At 72.3% G+C, this 15,637-nt stretch carries 14 protein-coding genes and 1 pseudogene; 2 read left to right on the top strand and 13 right to left on the bottom strand.

Going from position 1 to position 15,637, the window contains the following annotated elements:
• Nucleotides 1-10: 10 nt before the first annotated feature.
• The gene (locus Q4V64_RS14805; protein ID WP_124442721.1) at nt 11-394 is read left to right on the top strand and encodes an ATP-binding protein; all 384 of its coding nucleotides are present in this window, start codon (nt 11-13) and stop codon (nt 392-394) included.
• Nucleotides 395-454: 60 nt separating this feature from the next.
• On the opposite strand, the gene Q4V64_RS14800 is transcribed toward Q4V64_RS14805, so the two are convergent.
• Nucleotides 455-853: a hypothetical protein gene (locus Q4V64_RS14800; protein WP_124442658.1), complete on the bottom strand. Its 399-nt coding sequence runs from the start codon at nt 851-853 to the stop codon at nt 455-457.
• A 119-nt stretch (nt 854-972) separates the two neighbouring features.
• Between Q4V64_RS14800 and Q4V64_RS14795 the strand changes: the two genes are divergently transcribed.
• Nucleotides 973-1,908 carry a LysR family transcriptional regulator gene (locus tag Q4V64_RS14795; RefSeq protein ID WP_172629397.1) on the top strand — a complete coding sequence of 312 codons (936 nt, stop codon included), beginning with the start codon at nt 973-975 and terminating at the stop codon, nt 1,906-1,908.
• Nucleotides 1,909-2,023: 115 nt separating this feature from the next.
• Here Q4V64_RS14795 and Q4V64_RS14790 read toward each other — a convergent pair whose 3' ends face one another.
• The 12 genes and pseudogenes from Q4V64_RS14790 to Q4V64_RS14730 form a co-directional block, all read right to left on the bottom strand.
• Entirely contained in the window at nt 2,024-2,650 is a 627-nt protein-coding gene (locus tag Q4V64_RS14790; RefSeq protein WP_124442660.1) for a hypothetical protein, read from the bottom strand.
• 110 nt (nt 2,651-2,760) lie between these two features.
• Nucleotides 2,761-4,386, bottom strand: a complete 1,626-nt coding sequence (locus Q4V64_RS14785) for a VWA domain-containing protein (RefSeq protein WP_253267207.1) — start codon at nt 4,384-4,386, stop codon at nt 2,761-2,763.
• A 14-nt stretch (nt 4,387-4,400) separates the two neighbouring features.
• Entirely contained in the window at nt 4,401-5,609 is a 1,209-nt protein-coding gene (locus Q4V64_RS14780; protein WP_124442662.1) for an AAA family ATPase, read from the bottom strand.
• 79 nt (nt 5,610-5,688) lie between these two features.
• Nucleotides 5,689-6,081, bottom strand: coding sequence for a VOC family protein (locus tag Q4V64_RS14775; protein WP_124442663.1), 393 nt, complete (start codon nt 6,079-6,081; stop codon nt 5,689-5,691).
• A gap of 62 nt (nt 6,082-6,143) precedes the next feature.
• Entirely contained in the window at nt 6,144-7,706 is a 1,563-nt protein-coding gene (locus tag Q4V64_RS14770) for a hypothetical protein (protein ID WP_124442664.1), read from the bottom strand.
• 89 nt (nt 7,707-7,795) lie between these two features.
• Nucleotides 7,796-8,958, bottom strand: a pseudogene (locus tag Q4V64_RS14765) (family 1 glycosylhydrolase).
• A gap of 112 nt (nt 8,959-9,070) precedes the next feature.
• Nucleotides 9,071-9,505 carry a transglycosylase SLT domain-containing protein gene (locus Q4V64_RS14755; protein WP_124442665.1) on the bottom strand — a complete coding sequence of 145 codons (435 nt, stop codon included), beginning with the start codon at nt 9,503-9,505 and terminating at the stop codon, nt 9,071-9,073.
• A 303-nt stretch (nt 9,506-9,808) separates the two neighbouring features.
• A complete protein-coding gene (locus Q4V64_RS14750; RefSeq protein ID WP_124442666.1) occupies nt 9,809-10,639 on the bottom strand; it encodes an ECF transporter S component in 831 nt (276 codons plus the stop codon).
• Entirely contained in the window at nt 10,636-12,492 is a 1,857-nt protein-coding gene (locus Q4V64_RS14745; protein ID WP_124442667.1) for an ABC transporter ATP-binding protein, read from the bottom strand. Before Q4V64_RS14745 ends, Q4V64_RS14750 begins: the two co-directional genes overlap by 4 nt.
• A complete protein-coding gene (locus tag Q4V64_RS14740; RefSeq protein ID WP_253267216.1) occupies nt 12,489-13,604 on the bottom strand; it encodes an energy-coupling factor transporter transmembrane protein EcfT in 1,116 nt (371 codons plus the stop codon). Before Q4V64_RS14740 ends, Q4V64_RS14745 begins: the two co-directional genes overlap by 4 nt.
• Nucleotides 13,605-13,623: 19 nt before the next feature.
• A complete protein-coding gene (locus Q4V64_RS14735; RefSeq protein ID WP_124442722.1) occupies nt 13,624-14,274 on the bottom strand; it encodes an SCO2322 family protein in 651 nt (216 codons plus the stop codon).
• A complete protein-coding gene (locus Q4V64_RS14730) occupies nt 14,274-15,494 on the bottom strand; it encodes a prenyltransferase/squalene oxidase repeat-containing protein (protein WP_124442669.1) in 1,221 nt (406 codons plus the stop codon). Before Q4V64_RS14730 ends, Q4V64_RS14735 begins: the two co-directional genes overlap by 1 nt.
• Nucleotides 15,495-15,637: the final 143 nt, after the last annotated feature.

Raw genomic sequence — 15,637 nt, 5'->3', positions numbered from 1 at the left:
CCAGTACCGGATGAGCCTCACCGTGGGCGAACACTCCGCCGGCCACATCCGCCGTATCGTCCGCTCGCTGCTCGCCGAGTGGCGGCTGCCGCAGCTGTCCGCCGCCGCCGAGCTGGGCGTGACCGAGCTGGTCGCGAACGTCGTACGGCATGTCCCCGACCGGCGCTGCGTGCTGGTGGTGCTGCGGCTCCGGGCGGGGGAGGGGGTTCGGGTCGAGGTGGCCGACGGGTCGCCCGAACTGCCCTGCGTGTCGGCCGAGTTGTCCATGGAGGCAGAGGGTGGGCGCGGGCTCGTGCTGCTGGACGCGGTGGCCGACAAGTGGGGGGTCGAGCCGAGATCCGGGGGTGGGAAAGCCGTGTGGTTCGAGTGCCTGAGCTCAGGCTCAGGAGGGTGAACCGCGTGAGGCCCGCGCCGGTGAGGGCGCGGGCCTCACAGCCCGGTGGTCCGTCCGGCGCTACTCGTTGATGGAGAGGCCGAGCAGGCGGGTGTTGTCAGGGATGCCGTGGGACTGGTTCTGCTCGAAGGACAGGTCCCACTCCCGGTCCCCGGTCTTGAGGTGCAGGGAGCCGCGGTTGTTGGCGGTGTGGATCTGCCGGAGGAGGTGCTGGTCGTCCTCGTTGGTGGCGCGGCCGGAACCGCTCCAGCAGACGCTGCTGTCCGCGTCCGGGTTGCCGCCCGTGTCGTAGTCCAGGGTCAGCGCGCCGTCGGGCGCCGTGGCGCAGACCGGCCACCGGTCGACGGCCTGCGGCTGCTGCTCCTCGGCGCCGGCCGGTGCGGCGGTCGCGCCGAGGGCACCGACGGTGGCCACGGCGAGCAGGGCGGCGGATGTCTTGCGACGAATGGCGAATGCCATGTGGGTTGGTTCTCCCCGTAGGTCGGGTTCATCGGACGCCATCGAGTCTTGCGTGATCCCTAATGTCCGGGGAAGGCCCTTTTGATCGAAGGCTGTGGCCCATTGATAGCCTCGGGACTATGGCTGTATCGGGACGGAGCACGAGGTATCCGAGCATCCAGCAGTTACAGCTCTTTCTGATCCTTTCCGAGGAGCTGCACTTCGGCCGCGCCGCCCGGCGCGCCTACATGGCCCAGCCGACGTTCTCCCGGCACATCACCACGCTGGAGGAGCGGCTGGGCGTCGACCTGGTGGACCGGACGACACGCAGGGTCGCGCTGAGCGCGGCGGGCGAGGCGCTCGTGGGGCGGGCGCGGAGCGTGGTGGACGCGGCCGACGGGCTGTGCCGGGAGGCCGGGACGAGGGCCAATGCGGCGGCGGGCCGGATCGTCATCGGGTCGTTCGAGGCGATGACCTCGATCGATCCGATTCCGGCCGTCATGGACGAACTGCGCAGGCGGCGACCTCGGTTGGAGGTGGAGGTGCTGCGCATCGGCTTCGACGCCGCCACCGCCATCCTGTCCGGCGAGGTCGACGCGGCGTTCGTGGCGCTGCCCGTCCCCGACGGCATCCAGACCCTGCCACTGACCGACGGGCCGCGCTGCGCGGCGATGTCCAGCGACAACGCTCTTGTCGACAGGGGCCCACTGACGCCGGCCGACCTCGCGCGCGAGCCCCACATCGGCTGGTCGGAGCGGGTGCCGAAGGTCTATCGGGACTTCTGGGCCGTGGACCCGCGACCGGACGGCGAACCGGTCCGGTACAGCCCGCACGCGGTCATCGACTACGAGAGCGCCCTGCCGCTGATCGCCATGGGCGAGGGCATCCAACTGCCCCCGGACGCCGCCCGTTGGCTCTACCCGCGCCCCGGTGTCTCGTACGTCGAGGTCACCGGCCTCCAGCCGTGGACGGCGGCGCTGGCCTGGCTGCCGGGCAAGCGCGACGAGCCGTTCGTAGCGGCGCTGCGGCAGGCGGCACGGAAGATCTTGCGGCCCGCCGACGGGGATCGGGAGTAATTGGCAGATCTGTTCCACCCCCGCGAGGGAAAACCCCAGGTGAGGTGGCCGCGCCGGTGGAACAGATCTGCCAATCACTGGGCCGCTCGGCAAGCGGCGCTGCGGCTCAGCAGAGCTAGTGCACGTCCCGCCACGACGTGTCCACGCCGTCGCGGCTCCACGGATGCTGCCACAGCCGGATCAGCTTCCTCGGAGAGTCCTGGCGGGCGACGGTCTCGCTGACGTAGTGCATCAGTGCCCGCCAGCCCGCGGGGTCGGCCCGGAAGACGCCGTCTTCGCCGACCGAGTCACGAAGGTTCGGCGTGCGGAACTCAGGGGCCCCGTCGGCATTCACCGTCAAGGTGAACCAGGTGCTCCTCTTCTCGGGGTGATCCCCCACGTTCCAGCGGTAGCCCACCGTGCGCCACATGAGCTCGTAGCTCCCGCCGTAGTTGTAGCCGACCTGCTCCTGATACAGCCGCGGAGCCACGCCCGCCTCGTGCCGGGTCAGGCTGTGGTGGTCGGGGGCGGGCAGGGGGCCGATCCGGGCGTCCCGCAGATCGGTCCGCAGGCGGTGCCACCGCCCGCGCTCTTCCGGTGCCGTGGCGTGGTATCGCCGGTACTCGCGCTCCCAGGCCCGGATCCGGTGCGGGTATCCGAGACGGCGTCCCAGGCGCAGTTCGCCCGCCGCTCTCACCAGGAGTTCCCTGGACCGCTGTTTGCGCTGCTCACCAGAGCGCTCTACAGGTTCCTCCAGCGTCATGCGCATGCACACTAAGGCACGCGGTAGTGCTCCACAATCCCGTGCATAGTCCTGTCGTTTCTGGCCGCCTGACCCATTGTGGTGGCCGAGACCCGGCGAATGCCCGCGGCCTAGATCACGCGGAAGAGGTCGGCGGCGGCGTGGACGTCGGTGAGGTCCTCGATGGAGCGGAGGTTGTCGCACAGGGCGTCCAGGACCGAGTCGGCCTCGGCGACGCGCGGGGCGCCGATGGCCACGCCGAAGACGCGGAAGCCCAGCAGGTGCTTGGCGTCGTTCCAGCCGCGCATCCATTCCTCGGTGACGCCGCAGTCGTCGTCGGTGAGCATCACGATGTCGCCACGCGTGCGGGCGGCGTCGTTGAACTCCTCCTCCAGCAGTTCGCCGGCCGCTGTCAGCGGCGTCTGGTAGCTGGTGCCGCCGCCGAGGAAGGTCTCCGCGAAGTCGAGGGTGTCGGCGATGTCGGCGGGCTCGCCGGCCGGGAAGCGGAAGACCTGGAGCTTGTCGGCGGCGGAGAACAGGATGCCGACGAAGTCACGCTTCGCGTGGCGGGCCTGATCCAGCAGCGCCAGGGCGCACGCCTTGGCCCACGCCTCCCGGGTGACTCCGCCGGGCCCCGCCTCGTACATGGAGTGCGAGGTGTCCACGCACGCGATGATGGCGCCCTGGCCGGTGCTCTGCTCTCCCTGGCTGTCGTAGAGCATCAGCTCCCCGGCGGCGTAGCGCGCGGCGAACACCGCACGCAGCTCGGGCAGGCCGAGGCCCGCCAGCTCCGAGGGGATGATGCGGGAGAGGTCATTGCCGAGCGTGACGCCGACCAGCTCCCCGGCGGCGTTCTCCACCTTGCGGGCGCGCTCGCCGCCGGCCATCTGCCGGAAACGGCCGATCAGTTCGGCCCACTCCGCGAGACGGCTGGTGCGCAGCCGCTCGGCGAGCCGGGCGCGCTGCTCGAACGGCATCCGCTCCAGCTCGCCGGGACCGACGCCCCACGCCCGCATCAGCGCGGCCTCCTCCCGCACGGCCTCGGCGGCCTTCGCCGCCGCGGTCCGCGCGGCCGTACGGATACCGGGGGCTGCCGCGGTGAGGGCCTGCGCGGCGTGCTGCGCAGCGGCCTCGGCGTCCTCCGCCGCTTCGATCGCCTGTCGTACGGCGTCGGCGGCCGGGGCGGGCACGGTCCCGTCCTCGCCGGCCTCTTCGACGGCCTGCCGCAGCGCCTCGCTCACGGCGGTCGCCACGGCGTCGGCGTCCTGCTGGGCCCTCTTCGCCCGCTCGGCCTGCTCCTGGGTCTTCCGGGAGCGTTCCAGCAGACCCCGCAGGGCGGCCGCCTGCGCGAGAACGGCCATGGCGGCGGCGTAGGGATCGCCGGCCGTCTCCCGGTGCAGCTCCGCGAACTCCGGTGACTCCACCAGCGCGGTGACGAGGTGATGGTTGACCAGCCGGGACGGATCCATCTCCGCGCTCTCGCGCAACCGGGGTCTGGCCTTGTACGCGGCCAGGAACGCGTCGGTCAGGAGGTCGGTGGTCACGAGGTCGGTGGTGTGGTCGTAGCGCTCGCTCAGCTCCTCGGCCAGCTCGCGCAGTCCGGCCGACTGCTCGTAGGTGTCGCGCCAGGTGATCCTGTCGAACCGGTCCGCGACGACGGCCGTGGTGTGCCGCTCGGGTACGGCGGCGGACCGGCCCAGCCACTTCCCGGCCCGGCTCGCCAACTCGTCGAGTTTGTCCAGTCCGTTGGCGTTCAAGGGCCCGCCGGTGCTCACAGCGGGGCCTGCACCATGCTCGCGTCCATGCCGAGGGCCTCGGTGAGAACGCGGGCGCGGACAGCGCGCTGGCGGCCGGTGACCCGGTCGATGGCGGCGGTGGAGCGGCCGGCGCCCGCCGCCTCCTCGCGCAGCTTCTCAAGGCGCTTCCCCGCCATGGCGAGCTGGTTGTGGGCCTTCTTGATGACCCACTCGCTCAGCGCCTCGCGGGACTGGCCGGCCATGGCGTCGAGCTGGGCCTCCAGCTCGTCGATGGTGTCGGCCAGGTCGAGCGCCTCCTTGGCGTCGGGGTTGACCAGTTGCAGCACCTCGCGCTCGACGGTCGGGCGCTCGGCGGGGGAGTCCCACAGCACGTGAGTCAGCACCGACAGGTCCCTCTCGGCGACGGCCGGGCGGTCGTCGAGGTACGCGGACGCCTGGAGCAGGCCCACCGCCTGCCGCCAGCGGCGGTCGGAGGCGACGAGTTCCTTGCGGCGCAGGGCGGCCCGCAGCGTACACACCGCGTCCACGATCACGTCGGGGACGTCCACGGCCGGGACGGCTTCGGTCACGGCGTGCTGCAACGCGGCCAGCTCGATGGTGGTCCGTCGCGGCGCCGCGGGGCGGTTGACGGCGGAGCGGACCAGGGCGGCGAAGTTCGACGGGTCTTCCAGGTACCCGACCTGGATCCGCACCAGCAGCCGGTCGTAGATCGCGGCCGCGTCCTCTTCGCTGGGCAGTTCGTTGCTCGCCGTGATGGCCCCGATCAGGGGACAGCGGATCGGCTCGCCGCCGTTCTCGGGGTGGTAGATCCGCTCGTTGAGGTAGCCCAGCGTCTCGTTCAGCGCCGCCGTGGAGCACTTGAAGATCTCGTCGATGAACGCGACATGCGCGGTCGTGGCACGGCCGTCGTAGACCTGGCGGTACTCACCCCGGGCCAGCGCGGCGACGTCGATGGGACCGAACATCCTCGTCGGCGCGGTGAACTTCGACAGGAGGATCTCCCAATAGGACGCCCCCTCGACCCTGCCCGTGAGCTCCCGGGCCATCTCGGACTTCGCCGTACCGGGCGGACCGAGCACCAACGAATGCTGCCCGGCCAGCAACGTCACCACCAGCGTCCGCACCACATCGGCCCGCTCATAGAAACGCTCCGACAACTCGTCGCTGATCGCCCGCAGCCGCCGGGCCGTGTCCTGCGCGTCCTGCGCGTCCGGTGCGCCCATGCTCAACTCCTTGTCGGTGGCGCCCTGTTGGGCTGACGAGAGGGCCATTTGCCCGAGCAAGACAACTACGAGCTGCCGCTCAACCGCTACGACGCCGCCCCTCGACGCAGAACCGATTGCCTTCCGGGTCGGCCAGCACCACGTACGGCCGACCACCGGGCGGCACGGTCTCGGGATAGTGCGGCCAGTCCACGTGCCGCGCCCCGAGTGCCACGAGACGGTCCACTTCCTCATCCAGATCGCGGTCCTCCGCGTCCAGATCGAAGTGGATACGTGGACAGTCCTCGGCGGGACTCTCGCTCACGTCCATGGCGATGGCCACACCGGGCTCGCCCGGCCGCGGCTCGAGGACGATCCAGTCATCCCCCTCGAACCGCGGCGGCCGCCGCACATATCCCAGCGCCTGGCGCCAGAACTCCCCCGCCCGCTCGTCGTCGTCCACTCCCAACGAGATCTGCCGGATCGTCGCCATGGGTCACACAGTAGGCCGGGGCCTCTCAGAAGGAGGCGGCTGCCCACCGCATCCGTCCCGCGTCAGTGGGAACGCCTGCGGTATCGGACGACGATGACCCCGCCGCCCAGCAGGGCGGCGCAGCCTGCCGCTGTGGCGATGAGTGTCGTCCGGCCCGCGCCGGTGGCGGCGATCGTGTCCCCGGACGGTGTCGCCGCGGTCGGTGTGGCCGATGTGCCGAAGGTGAACGTGGCGCTGTCGTTGGAGGCGTCCGGGTCGTGGAGGGGGATGCCGGCCGGGCCGGGGCGCACGGTCGCCGTGCCCTTGGCGCCGTCGTAGGCCTTGGAGGTCTTCACCCACAGTGCGAACAGTTGGCTCTTGCCGGCGGCGACACCGAACGGCACGGTGCACACGTAATGCCGGTGGCCCGCCTCGAAAGGTGCCGTCCCGGTGCTGCCGTCCCGGAGAAGGCAGGGGCCGTACGGGCTGTCGTCCTCCTCCATGTGAGCGGTGCCGGTCACGACCGCGCCCTTGGGCAGGACGACGTCGACCACGGCGACAGCCTTGTTGTCGATCCCGTACGCGGAGGCCGGGCCGTGGTTCACGGCGTTGATGTCCAGGGTCCATTCGCCCGCCTTGCGGCCCGGCTTCGTCGTGGCCTCGGCCGCGAGATCCGCCGAGTTGTCGGCCGCGACGGTGAACCGGCCCTCGGCACCCTTCTCGAATCCGCCTCCCGCCCCGGACGCCCGCACGAGGGTGAGCGCCGGCCCGGTGCCCTGGTGGCTGCCGCCGCCGGGCTCGACGCCAGGTCTCAGCAGTTCGACCGAGTAGTCGGTCACAGCGGTCAGGACGCGCTTGCCGACCGTGGCGGTCAGGGGGCTGCTCAGCTCGACGGTGCCCCCTGCGGGCACGGAGTCCGGGCCGACCGGGAAGACGCAGGTGACGGACGTCCGGCTGCCGGGCTCGCCGGGCTCATCGCCTTCGCCGTAGGCGCAGTTGGAGAACTTGCGGTCGAAGACCAGACCGCCCACCGACTCCCAGCGCAGCATCACGCGCCGGTCAGTGGCCAGATCCCCGGTGTTGCGGAGCCGGAGCGGAACATCGATCCGGGACCCGATCCTGGCGTGCGTGACATCCGGCAGCCTGCCGACGACCAGGTTCGGGATGCCGACGACCACCTTCGCGTTCGCGGTGGTACCGGTGGCATGGTCGGCGCTGACGGTGTACGTGATCGTGCCGTCGGCGCCGGGGGTGGCGCCCGCGTCCGCACGTACGGTGAAAGCGACCGAACGTGACTGCGAGGAATCCGTGTTGGCGCAGGTGATGACCTGCCCGTCGTCCTCGCACCTCGGGTCGTCGACCGTGACGCTCGCGACGTCCGCCAGGTCACGCGCGTCGATGACGAGTGTCTCGTTCGCGGGTGCGGGGACCTGCGCTCCGCCGTCCCAGAACATCCAGCTCACCTCGGCCGACTGCGCCGCCGACCCCACGTTGAGCTGTTTCTCCGCCTGGATCGTCGCGTGTGCCTGCGTCGGCAGGGGGGACGGTGTCGCGGACGGATCGTCGGCCACAGCGGCTGCACCGGGCGTCAGGGCGAGCACGACGGCAGCCAGTACTGCCCCGAGCACCGTGCACTTGGGCTTCATGCACCTTTGATGCGCGCGCGGCCCGGAAGGTTGCCCTCCGGCAATGCGGCATGAGGTATGCGGTATGAGGTATGCGGTATTGAGAACGCTCAGCGACCGGCGCGCGGCAGCATTCCCGTGCGGGCGAGGTTGCCGAGCCAGGCGGCGGACGGCTTGGGGGTGCGTTCGAAGGTGTCGGGGGCGACGGAGATGAGGCCGAAGGTGGGCTTGTAGGAGCCCCATTCGTAGTTGTCGAGGGCACTCCAGTGCAGGTAGCCGCGTACGTCGAGGCCGTCCTCCAGGGCGGCGGAGACTTCCTGGAGCGCTCCGGTGGTGTAGTCGACGCGGCGGCTGTCGTCGTCGGTGGCGATGCCGTTCTCGGTGACGATCAGGGGGACGTCGCCGACGATCGCGGCGGTGTGGCGCAGGGCGTGTCCGAGAGCTTGCGGGTAGTACTCCCAGCCGGTGAGGGTGCGTTCGGCGTCGTCGGGCGCCGGGATGGGACCGTCGGCGGTGATCCTCGTGCGGGTGTAGGACTGGACGCCGATCCAGTCGTCGTCGCGGGCGGCCTCGATGAAGACGTCTTCCCGGGGGTGGCGGTAGGCGGCGGTGGCGGCTTCGGCGCCCGGCAGAGCCTGGTAGACCTGGTTGGCGATCGACCAGCCGACCTGGATGTCGGCGGAGATCGCCCTGACGGCGGCCGTGGCGCGGTGGTGGGCCTGGATCAGGGCGTCGGTGGTGGCCTTGTCGGGGAGCGGGAGGCCCGCCGTGGGAGGTGCTTCGGTGCCCAGTTCGCGGACGGCGCCGGCGACCGCGATCATGTTGGGCTCGTTGATGGTGCACACGTGCCGTACGCCGGTGCCGATGACCGGCTCGGTCGCCCGCACGTACCGCGCGAACAGGTCCACCGCCCCGTCCGCGGTCCAGCCACCGCGCTCGGCGAACCAGCGCGGGACCGTGAAGTGGTGCAGGGTGACCATGGGCCGCAGGCCGCGTTCGAGGGCGCCGTCGACCATGCGCCGGATGGGGGCACCCCCATGCCCTTAAGGCTATGGGGGAGGGCGAGCTCGGCCTTGGAGAAGTGGCCGGGGGCGGGCTCGATGCGGGCCCATTCGATGCTGAAGCGGTAGTCGGTGAAGCCGAGTTCGGCGAGCAGGTCCATGTCCTCGCGCCACCGGTGGTAGCTGTCGGCCGCGTCGAGGCTGGGCTCGGCGATGGCGCCGCCGCTGTGTTCCAGCTGCCACCAGTCGCTGTTGACGTTGTTGCCCTCGATCTGGTGGGCGCTCGGCCGTCAAGGGCTGACATCCAGCCGGACATGGGCGAAGGCGGCGGCCCCGGGGATCCGGGGGCCGCCGCCTTCGCGTCAAGGGGCGCTGGAATGGCTGTCAGTACCAGCCGTTGGCCTGCCAGAACGCCCACGCGCCGGTCGGGCTGCCGTAGCGGGACTTCATGTAGTCGAGGCCCCACTTGATCTGGGTCTCGGCGTTGGTCTTCCAGTCGGAGCCGGCCGCGGCCATCTTGGAGCCCGGCAGGGCCTGGACCAGGCCGTAGGCGCCGGAGGAGACGTTCGTGGCGTCGACGTCCCAGCCGCTCTCGTGCTCGACGATGTTGCTGAAGGCCTTGTACTGCGCGCTGTCCGGGATCAGTTTGTGCGCGATCGTCTTCGCCTGAGTGGCCGAGGAGGCCGTGGTGGCGGCGTGGGCGGGGGCCGCGGTCAGGGCGATGCCGGCGGTGGCGGCGGCCACGGCGGCGGTGGTGAGGGCCTTCTTCGGGGAGGCCAGCGGGGCGGCGATGCGACGAACGATGCGGGAGACGGGCACGGAGGACCTTTTCTTCGGGGACAGGGCGTGCGCGGCATGCCGGAACCACGCGGTGCGGGGCGGGGAGGCATGCGATGACGCCGCGGCCCTGAGGGCACGTGGCGCCGTGCGACGTCATTCAGAGAAGCAGGATCGGCGGGTGTCCGCAATGACCGGTTTTACTAGTTGTGGTCGCATGTGGGTGAATGGGGTGTCGTGTGACGAGGCTCTCAAAGCGCAGGTCAGAGCGGGTGTTTCCGCGTACATGACAGGCTGGTGGATCTACGACCCGGCCTCGTAGTGACCTGGGTCATGTGGGGTGCTTCACGAAGTTGGGGCGTCGAAAGTGACCGCCGTCTCGAAGGCCGCCCGGCGAGTTGCCCGCCGCAGCGCCCTGAGGATCGGCGGGCCGAGGAGGAAGGTCAGGACGAGGGTGACGAGGGCCCGGCCCAGGTCCCAGCCGAGTGAGGTGGCCAGGCAGTAGAGGAGGAAGCGGGCCAGGTTGGCCGGGGGCGACGCCTCCGGGTCGAAGGCGATGTTCGAGGCAAGTGTGCCCATGAAGGGCCAGCCCGCCAGGTTCATCACCGTGCCGTAGGCGAAGGCCGCCAGGAAGCCGTACGCGGCCAGCAGCCCCAGCTCGCCCCGGCCGCGCAGCCGGTCCGGGCCCGGCAGCAGGCCCGCGCCCATCGTGAACCAGCCCATCGCCAGCATCTGGAACGGCATCCACGGACCCACCCCGCCCGTGAGCAGCGCCGACGCGAACATCGTGACCGAGCCGAGGACGAAACCGAAGCCGGGGCCGAGGACGCGTCCGCTCAGCACCATCAGGAAGAACATGGGCTCCAGACCGGCGGTTCCGGCGCCGATGGGGCGCAGGGCGGCGCCGGTGGCCGCCAGCACGCCGAGCATCGCCACCGCCTTCGGACCCAGGCCGGATTCGGAGATCGTCGCGGCGACCACGGCGACCAGGAGGACCAGCAGGCCCGCGAAGAGCCAGGGAGCGTCCTGCGCGTGCGCGCTGACCTGGGAGGCGGGCGGGGCGAGGAACGGCCACCCCAGGGCGGCCACGCCCACCGCGCTCACCAGGACGAGCGCGGCTGTGGAGCGGGGCCCCAGGCGCACGGCACGCGCTTGGCGCTGGACTCCGGTTGTCATGCGAGCGCCTCCCTCACCTGCGCCACCGTCAGCCACTTCTGCGGCGCCAGGATCTTGGTGACCTGCGGGGCGAAGGAGGGGGAGGCCACCACGACGTCCGCCGTCGGTCCGTCGGCGATCACCTCTCCGTCGGCCAGCAGGACGACGCGGTGGGCGAGTTCGGCGGCCAGTTCGACGTCGTGCGTGGCCAGCACGATCGCGTGCCCCTCGGCCGCCAGGCCGCGCAGGACGGCCACCAGGCGGGCCTTCGCCGCGTAGTCCAGGCCCCGGGTCGGCTCGTCGAGGAGCAGGAGAGGAGGACGGGCCGTCAGGACGACGGCCAGGGCGAGAGCGAGGCGCTGGCCTTCGGAGAGGTCGCGGGGGTGGGTGTCGTCGGTGATGCCGGGGAGCAGGCCGCGGACCAGGGCCCGGCAAGTGCCGGGTTCGGCACTGGCGTCCCGGTCGGCGGCCTCGCACTCGGCGGCGACCGTGTCGGCGTACAGCAGGTCGCGGGGCTCCTGCGGGACGAGACCCACGCGGCGTACGAGGTCACGCGGGGGCGTGCGGTGCGGTACGGCTCCGCCGACGTTCACCGAGCCGGAGGTGGGTTCGACGAGGCCGACCAGGATGTTGAGCAGGGTGGACTTGCCGGCGCCGTTGCGGCCCATGAGGGCGATCGTCTCGCCGGGGGTGACGGTGAGGTCGATGTGGCGGAGGGCCTGGATGCGGGCGCGGCGGACGGCGAGGGAGCGGACTTCGGCCGGGGGTGCGGGGGTTGAGGGCGCGGGAGTCGTGGGGACGCGCCGACGGAGCAGGCGGGGGAGACGGGAGGCCGGGGGGCGGGAGGTGGCGGAGGCGGGCGGCGTCGCGGACGCGTCGGGGCGGGAGGGCGTGGCCGCGTCCACCGGCGCGGGGCCGGTCGTGTCGGCGCCCGGCGCGGCCGGCGTCGCCTGCGCGGTGTCGCCTGCCGCCCGCCGCGCGTGCGCGCCGGCTTCGGTCGTCGTCGCCGTGGCGGCCTCTGCGCTCCCCACCCTTCCCGCCCTCTCCAGCCGCTCCCGCAGGCTTCCGGCCCGGCGCCGCGCGTCCCTGACCGTCAGTGGCAGCGGAGACCAGTCCGCCAGTCGGCCCAGGTCGACCACCGGCGGGTACACCGGCGATACGGCCATGATCTCGGCCGGGGTGCCGAGGACCGGAGCCGCCCCGGGGGACGGCAGAAGGGCGACCTGGTCGGCGTACTGGATGACGCGTTCCAGTCGGTGTTCGGCCATCAGGACCGTCGTACCCAGGTCGTGGACGAGGCGTTGGAGCACCGCGAGGACCTCCTCCGCGGCCGCCGGGTCCAGCGCGGAGGTCGGCTCGTCGAGGACGAGAACGCGCGGGTGCGGCGTGAGGACCGAGCCGATCGCGACTCGCTGCTGCTGGCCGCCGGAGAGCGTGGCGATGGGGCGGTCGCGCAGGTCGGCGAGGCCGAGGAGGTCGAGCGTCTCCTCGACGCGGCGCCGCATCACCTCGGGCGCAAGCCCCAACGACTCCATGCCGTAGGCGAGTTCGTCCTCGACTGTGTCGGTGACGAAGTGGGAGAGCGGGTCCTGGCCCACCGTCCCCACGACATCGGCGAGTTCGCGCGGCTTGTGCGTGCGCGTGTCCCGGCCGGCCACCGTGACCCGGCCGCGCAGGGTGCCGCCGGTGAAGTGCGGCACGAGACCGCTCACCGCCCTGAGGACGGTGGACTTGCCGACGCCGGACGGGCCGACGAGCAGGACGAGTTCGCCCTCGGGGATCTCGAAGTCCAGTCCCTGGACGGTGGGTTCGGTGGGGCCGTCGCCGTCGCTGTCGCTGTCATACGTCACGGAGACGTTCTCGAAGCGGATCACGACGGCTCCTTGGGGGCGGTGAACGCGGGCAGCAGGCCGAGGAGTACGGCCGCCGCCGGCCACAGGGGGAGGGTGGGGGCGACGAGCGGGACCACGCCCGGGTGCAGGGCCTCGGGGTCCCGGGCGGACGCGAGGGTGAGCAGGACGGCGACCGCGACGCCGGAACCGGTGACCAGCCAGGCGCGGGCGCCCCAGCGGTCGGGGCGGTAACGGGTGCGCGGGGAGCGGCGGCCGCCGAGGTGCAGTCCGGCGAGGGCGGCGGCGAGTCCGGCGAGGAGGACGGGGAGGCCGTAGGTGCCGCCCTCGGCCGTCAGCAGTCCGTACGTTCCCGCGCACACGCCGAGCAGGCCGCCGAGGGTGAGGGCGGCGGTCGTACGGCGGACGGGGGCGGGCACGTCGGCGGTACGGCCGTAGCCGCGGGCGTCCATCGCGGCGGCGAGGGCGACGGAGCGTTCGAGGGCGCCCTCCAGGACGGGGAGCGCGACCTGGAGGAGGCCGCGGACGCCCTTGTCGTGACGGCCGCGCAGGCGGCGGGCGGCGCGCAGGCGTTGTACGTCGACGATGAGGTTGGGGGCGAAGGTGAGGGCTACGACCACGGCCACGCCCATCTCGTAGAGCGCCCCGGGGAGGGACTTGAGCAGGCGGGACGGGTTCGCGAGGGCGTTCGCGGCGCCGACGCAGATGAGGAGCGTGGCGAGTTTCAGGCCGTCGTAGAGGGCGAAGAGGAGGCCTTCGGCGGTGACCCGGCCGCCTATGCGGATTCCTTGGGCCCAGTCGGGGAGGGGGACTTCGGGGAGGGTGGCCATCACGTGCGTGCCGGGGATGGGGGAGCCGAGGACTACGGCGAAGGCGAGGCGGATGAGGAGGACGGCGAGGGCGAGCTTGAGGAAGGCGGTGTAGGAGCGGGCGGTGGGGGTGTTGGGGCGGTGGGTGGCCACTACGTAGGCGGAGGTGGTGATGAGGAGGGTCAGGAGGAGGGGGTTGGTGGTTCGGGTGGCGGCTGTGCCGAGGGAGAGGGACCAGAGCCACCAGGCGCCGGGGTGCAGGGGCGTGGCCCTTGGCTGGTGCCGGGGGGTGGGGGTGCTCACCGGCACTGGAAGGGCGCCGGGCATGGCTCGGACGCGGTCGGCGTTACGGCGCATCCCTGCGCCGCCTTGCCTGCCACGCCGCCGCCCCGCCCAGGACTGCCACGACCGCCACCCCCGCGAGCAGGCCCACCGACGGGCCCTCGTCCTTCGTGCCCTCCTTCGTGCCCTCCTTCTGCGCGGCGCCCGGCTTCTTCTCCGCCGTCACCTGCTCCCCGCACCCCGTCCGCGGATACCCCGCGATCGCGCACAACAGCGCGTTGGTGTCGTAGCGGAGGGGCTTGGCGACCGAGGCCAGGGCGTCTGCCGTCGTCGCGTCGGGGGCGATCGCCGCGCATGCCGTACGGGCCGCCGGTGGGGTCTCCCCCGACGGCGCGTCCGTCGTCGTACCGAAGTCGATGACCAGAGCCACCCGCTTCCTGCCGTCCCGCGCGGGCGTCTTCGCGCAGATCGTCGTGAAGTCCGCCGTGCCGCGCGGCTTCGTCGCGTCGCCGGAGTCCTCGCTCACCGAGAAGCGGAAGCCCTGGACGTCGCCGTCGGAGGGGCGGGTGGTCGAGGGGCCCTGGGGCGCGTACGTCCACTGGTTGCCGTCGCGCTCCCAGAAGGACCAGTAGCGGTAGCCGGCGGCCTGCGCCTGGCCCACGCTTCCCAGGAGAAACGGGACCAGAAGCAGCAGTGCGGCGGCACGGCGGCGGATCACGGCTTCCGCCTCTTGTTACGGCCGCTGATCAGGAAGCCGATGCCGGCGCCGGCGGCGAGGCCCGCTCCGACCATCCACCAGATGTCGCCGCCGTCGGAGTCGTCCGTGTCCCCGGCGGAGTCGTCGGTCGCCGTCTTCGGGGCGGGCCCCGTCGCGTTGAGCTGCTGCACCAGGTCCGCGCCGCCGAAGTCGCGCGGGTCCGTGCCCGTCGCGTGGGCGGCGAAGATCAGCTGGGCGTAGGCGGCGGGCCCGCTCTTCGCCGCCCAGGCCGCGGAGTTCTGCTCCAGCCATTGCAGGGGCTTCTTCGCCTGCGCGACCTGGCCCTGCGCGGCGAGTGCGACGACGGCGTCCGCGGTGTTGCCGTTGTCGGGCTGGTCGGTGGAGCCGGGCAGGGTGGACTTGAGGTGACCGTCCTTGGCGAGGGCCTTCGTGAGGTAGGCGGCGCCGTTGGCCGCGGCCCGCTGGGGGGACGGAGCGCCGGCGTCGGTGCAGGTCGCCGCGTCGGTCCGCGTGCCGGACCCCGGCCGCACGACCAGGCCCTTGCCGAGCGCGCCGACGACACCCGCCGCCGTGGCGTCGGCGTTGGCGGCCAACTCGCCCTTCTTGTCCGGCTGGAAGGCGAAGGCCCCCGCGCCGTCCCCGTCGCACGGCAGGGCGAGCTTCCGCAGGGCGTCGTACGGCGTCTGCTCGCCCTTGCGCACGTCCGTCGGCTTCTCTCCTACGGCGGTCAGCGCGCCGACGACGACGGAGGTCGAGTTCGTGTCGCTGGCGCCGCCGGGCGCGTAGCCCCAGCCGCCGTCCTTGTTCTGCACGGACTTCAGCCAGGCGACGGCCTTGTCTGCGGCGGCGTCGTGGCCGCCGAGCGCGGCGAGGGCCTGGACGGCGGCGGCCGTGTTGTTCGTGTCGACCATGAGCTTCGCGCCGCATGCCTCGGCGGGGTCGGCGCGGTAGGGCGCGAAGGCGCCGTTCGGGCACTGCTGCCCGGCCAGCCAGTCCACCGACTCGGCCGGGGACTTCACCCCGACGGTGTGCTGGGCGAGCAGGGTGAGGGACTGACGCCAGACACCGTCGTACGTCGGGTCCGTGCTGCCGTACAGCGCGGAGGGGAAGGCCCGCGACGCGGACGGGGACGGGTCGGCGGCGACGGCGGGCGCGGTGGCGGCGCCGATCACGGCGGTGGCGGCGGCCAGGGCCGCGGCGCTGCGGCGGACGTTCATGATCGGCGGGTGCCTCTCCCTGCGAGGGAGCCGGGCAGCACGGGACACCCCGGGTGGCTCGGCTCCGTAGACCTCGACGGTGCCGCACACCGGCCGGTTGCCGGTGGGCGTGAGCCGTTCACGATCCGTCCGGGGCAGTCCGG

Source organism: Streptomyces sp. NL15-2K, from assembly GCF_030551255.1.
Taxonomy (GTDB): Bacteria; Actinomycetota; Actinomycetes; order Streptomycetales; family Streptomycetaceae; genus Streptomyces.
The sequence above is the reverse complement of the archived record's forward strand: the minus strand, read 5'-3'. Positions and strand labels throughout refer to the sequence as shown.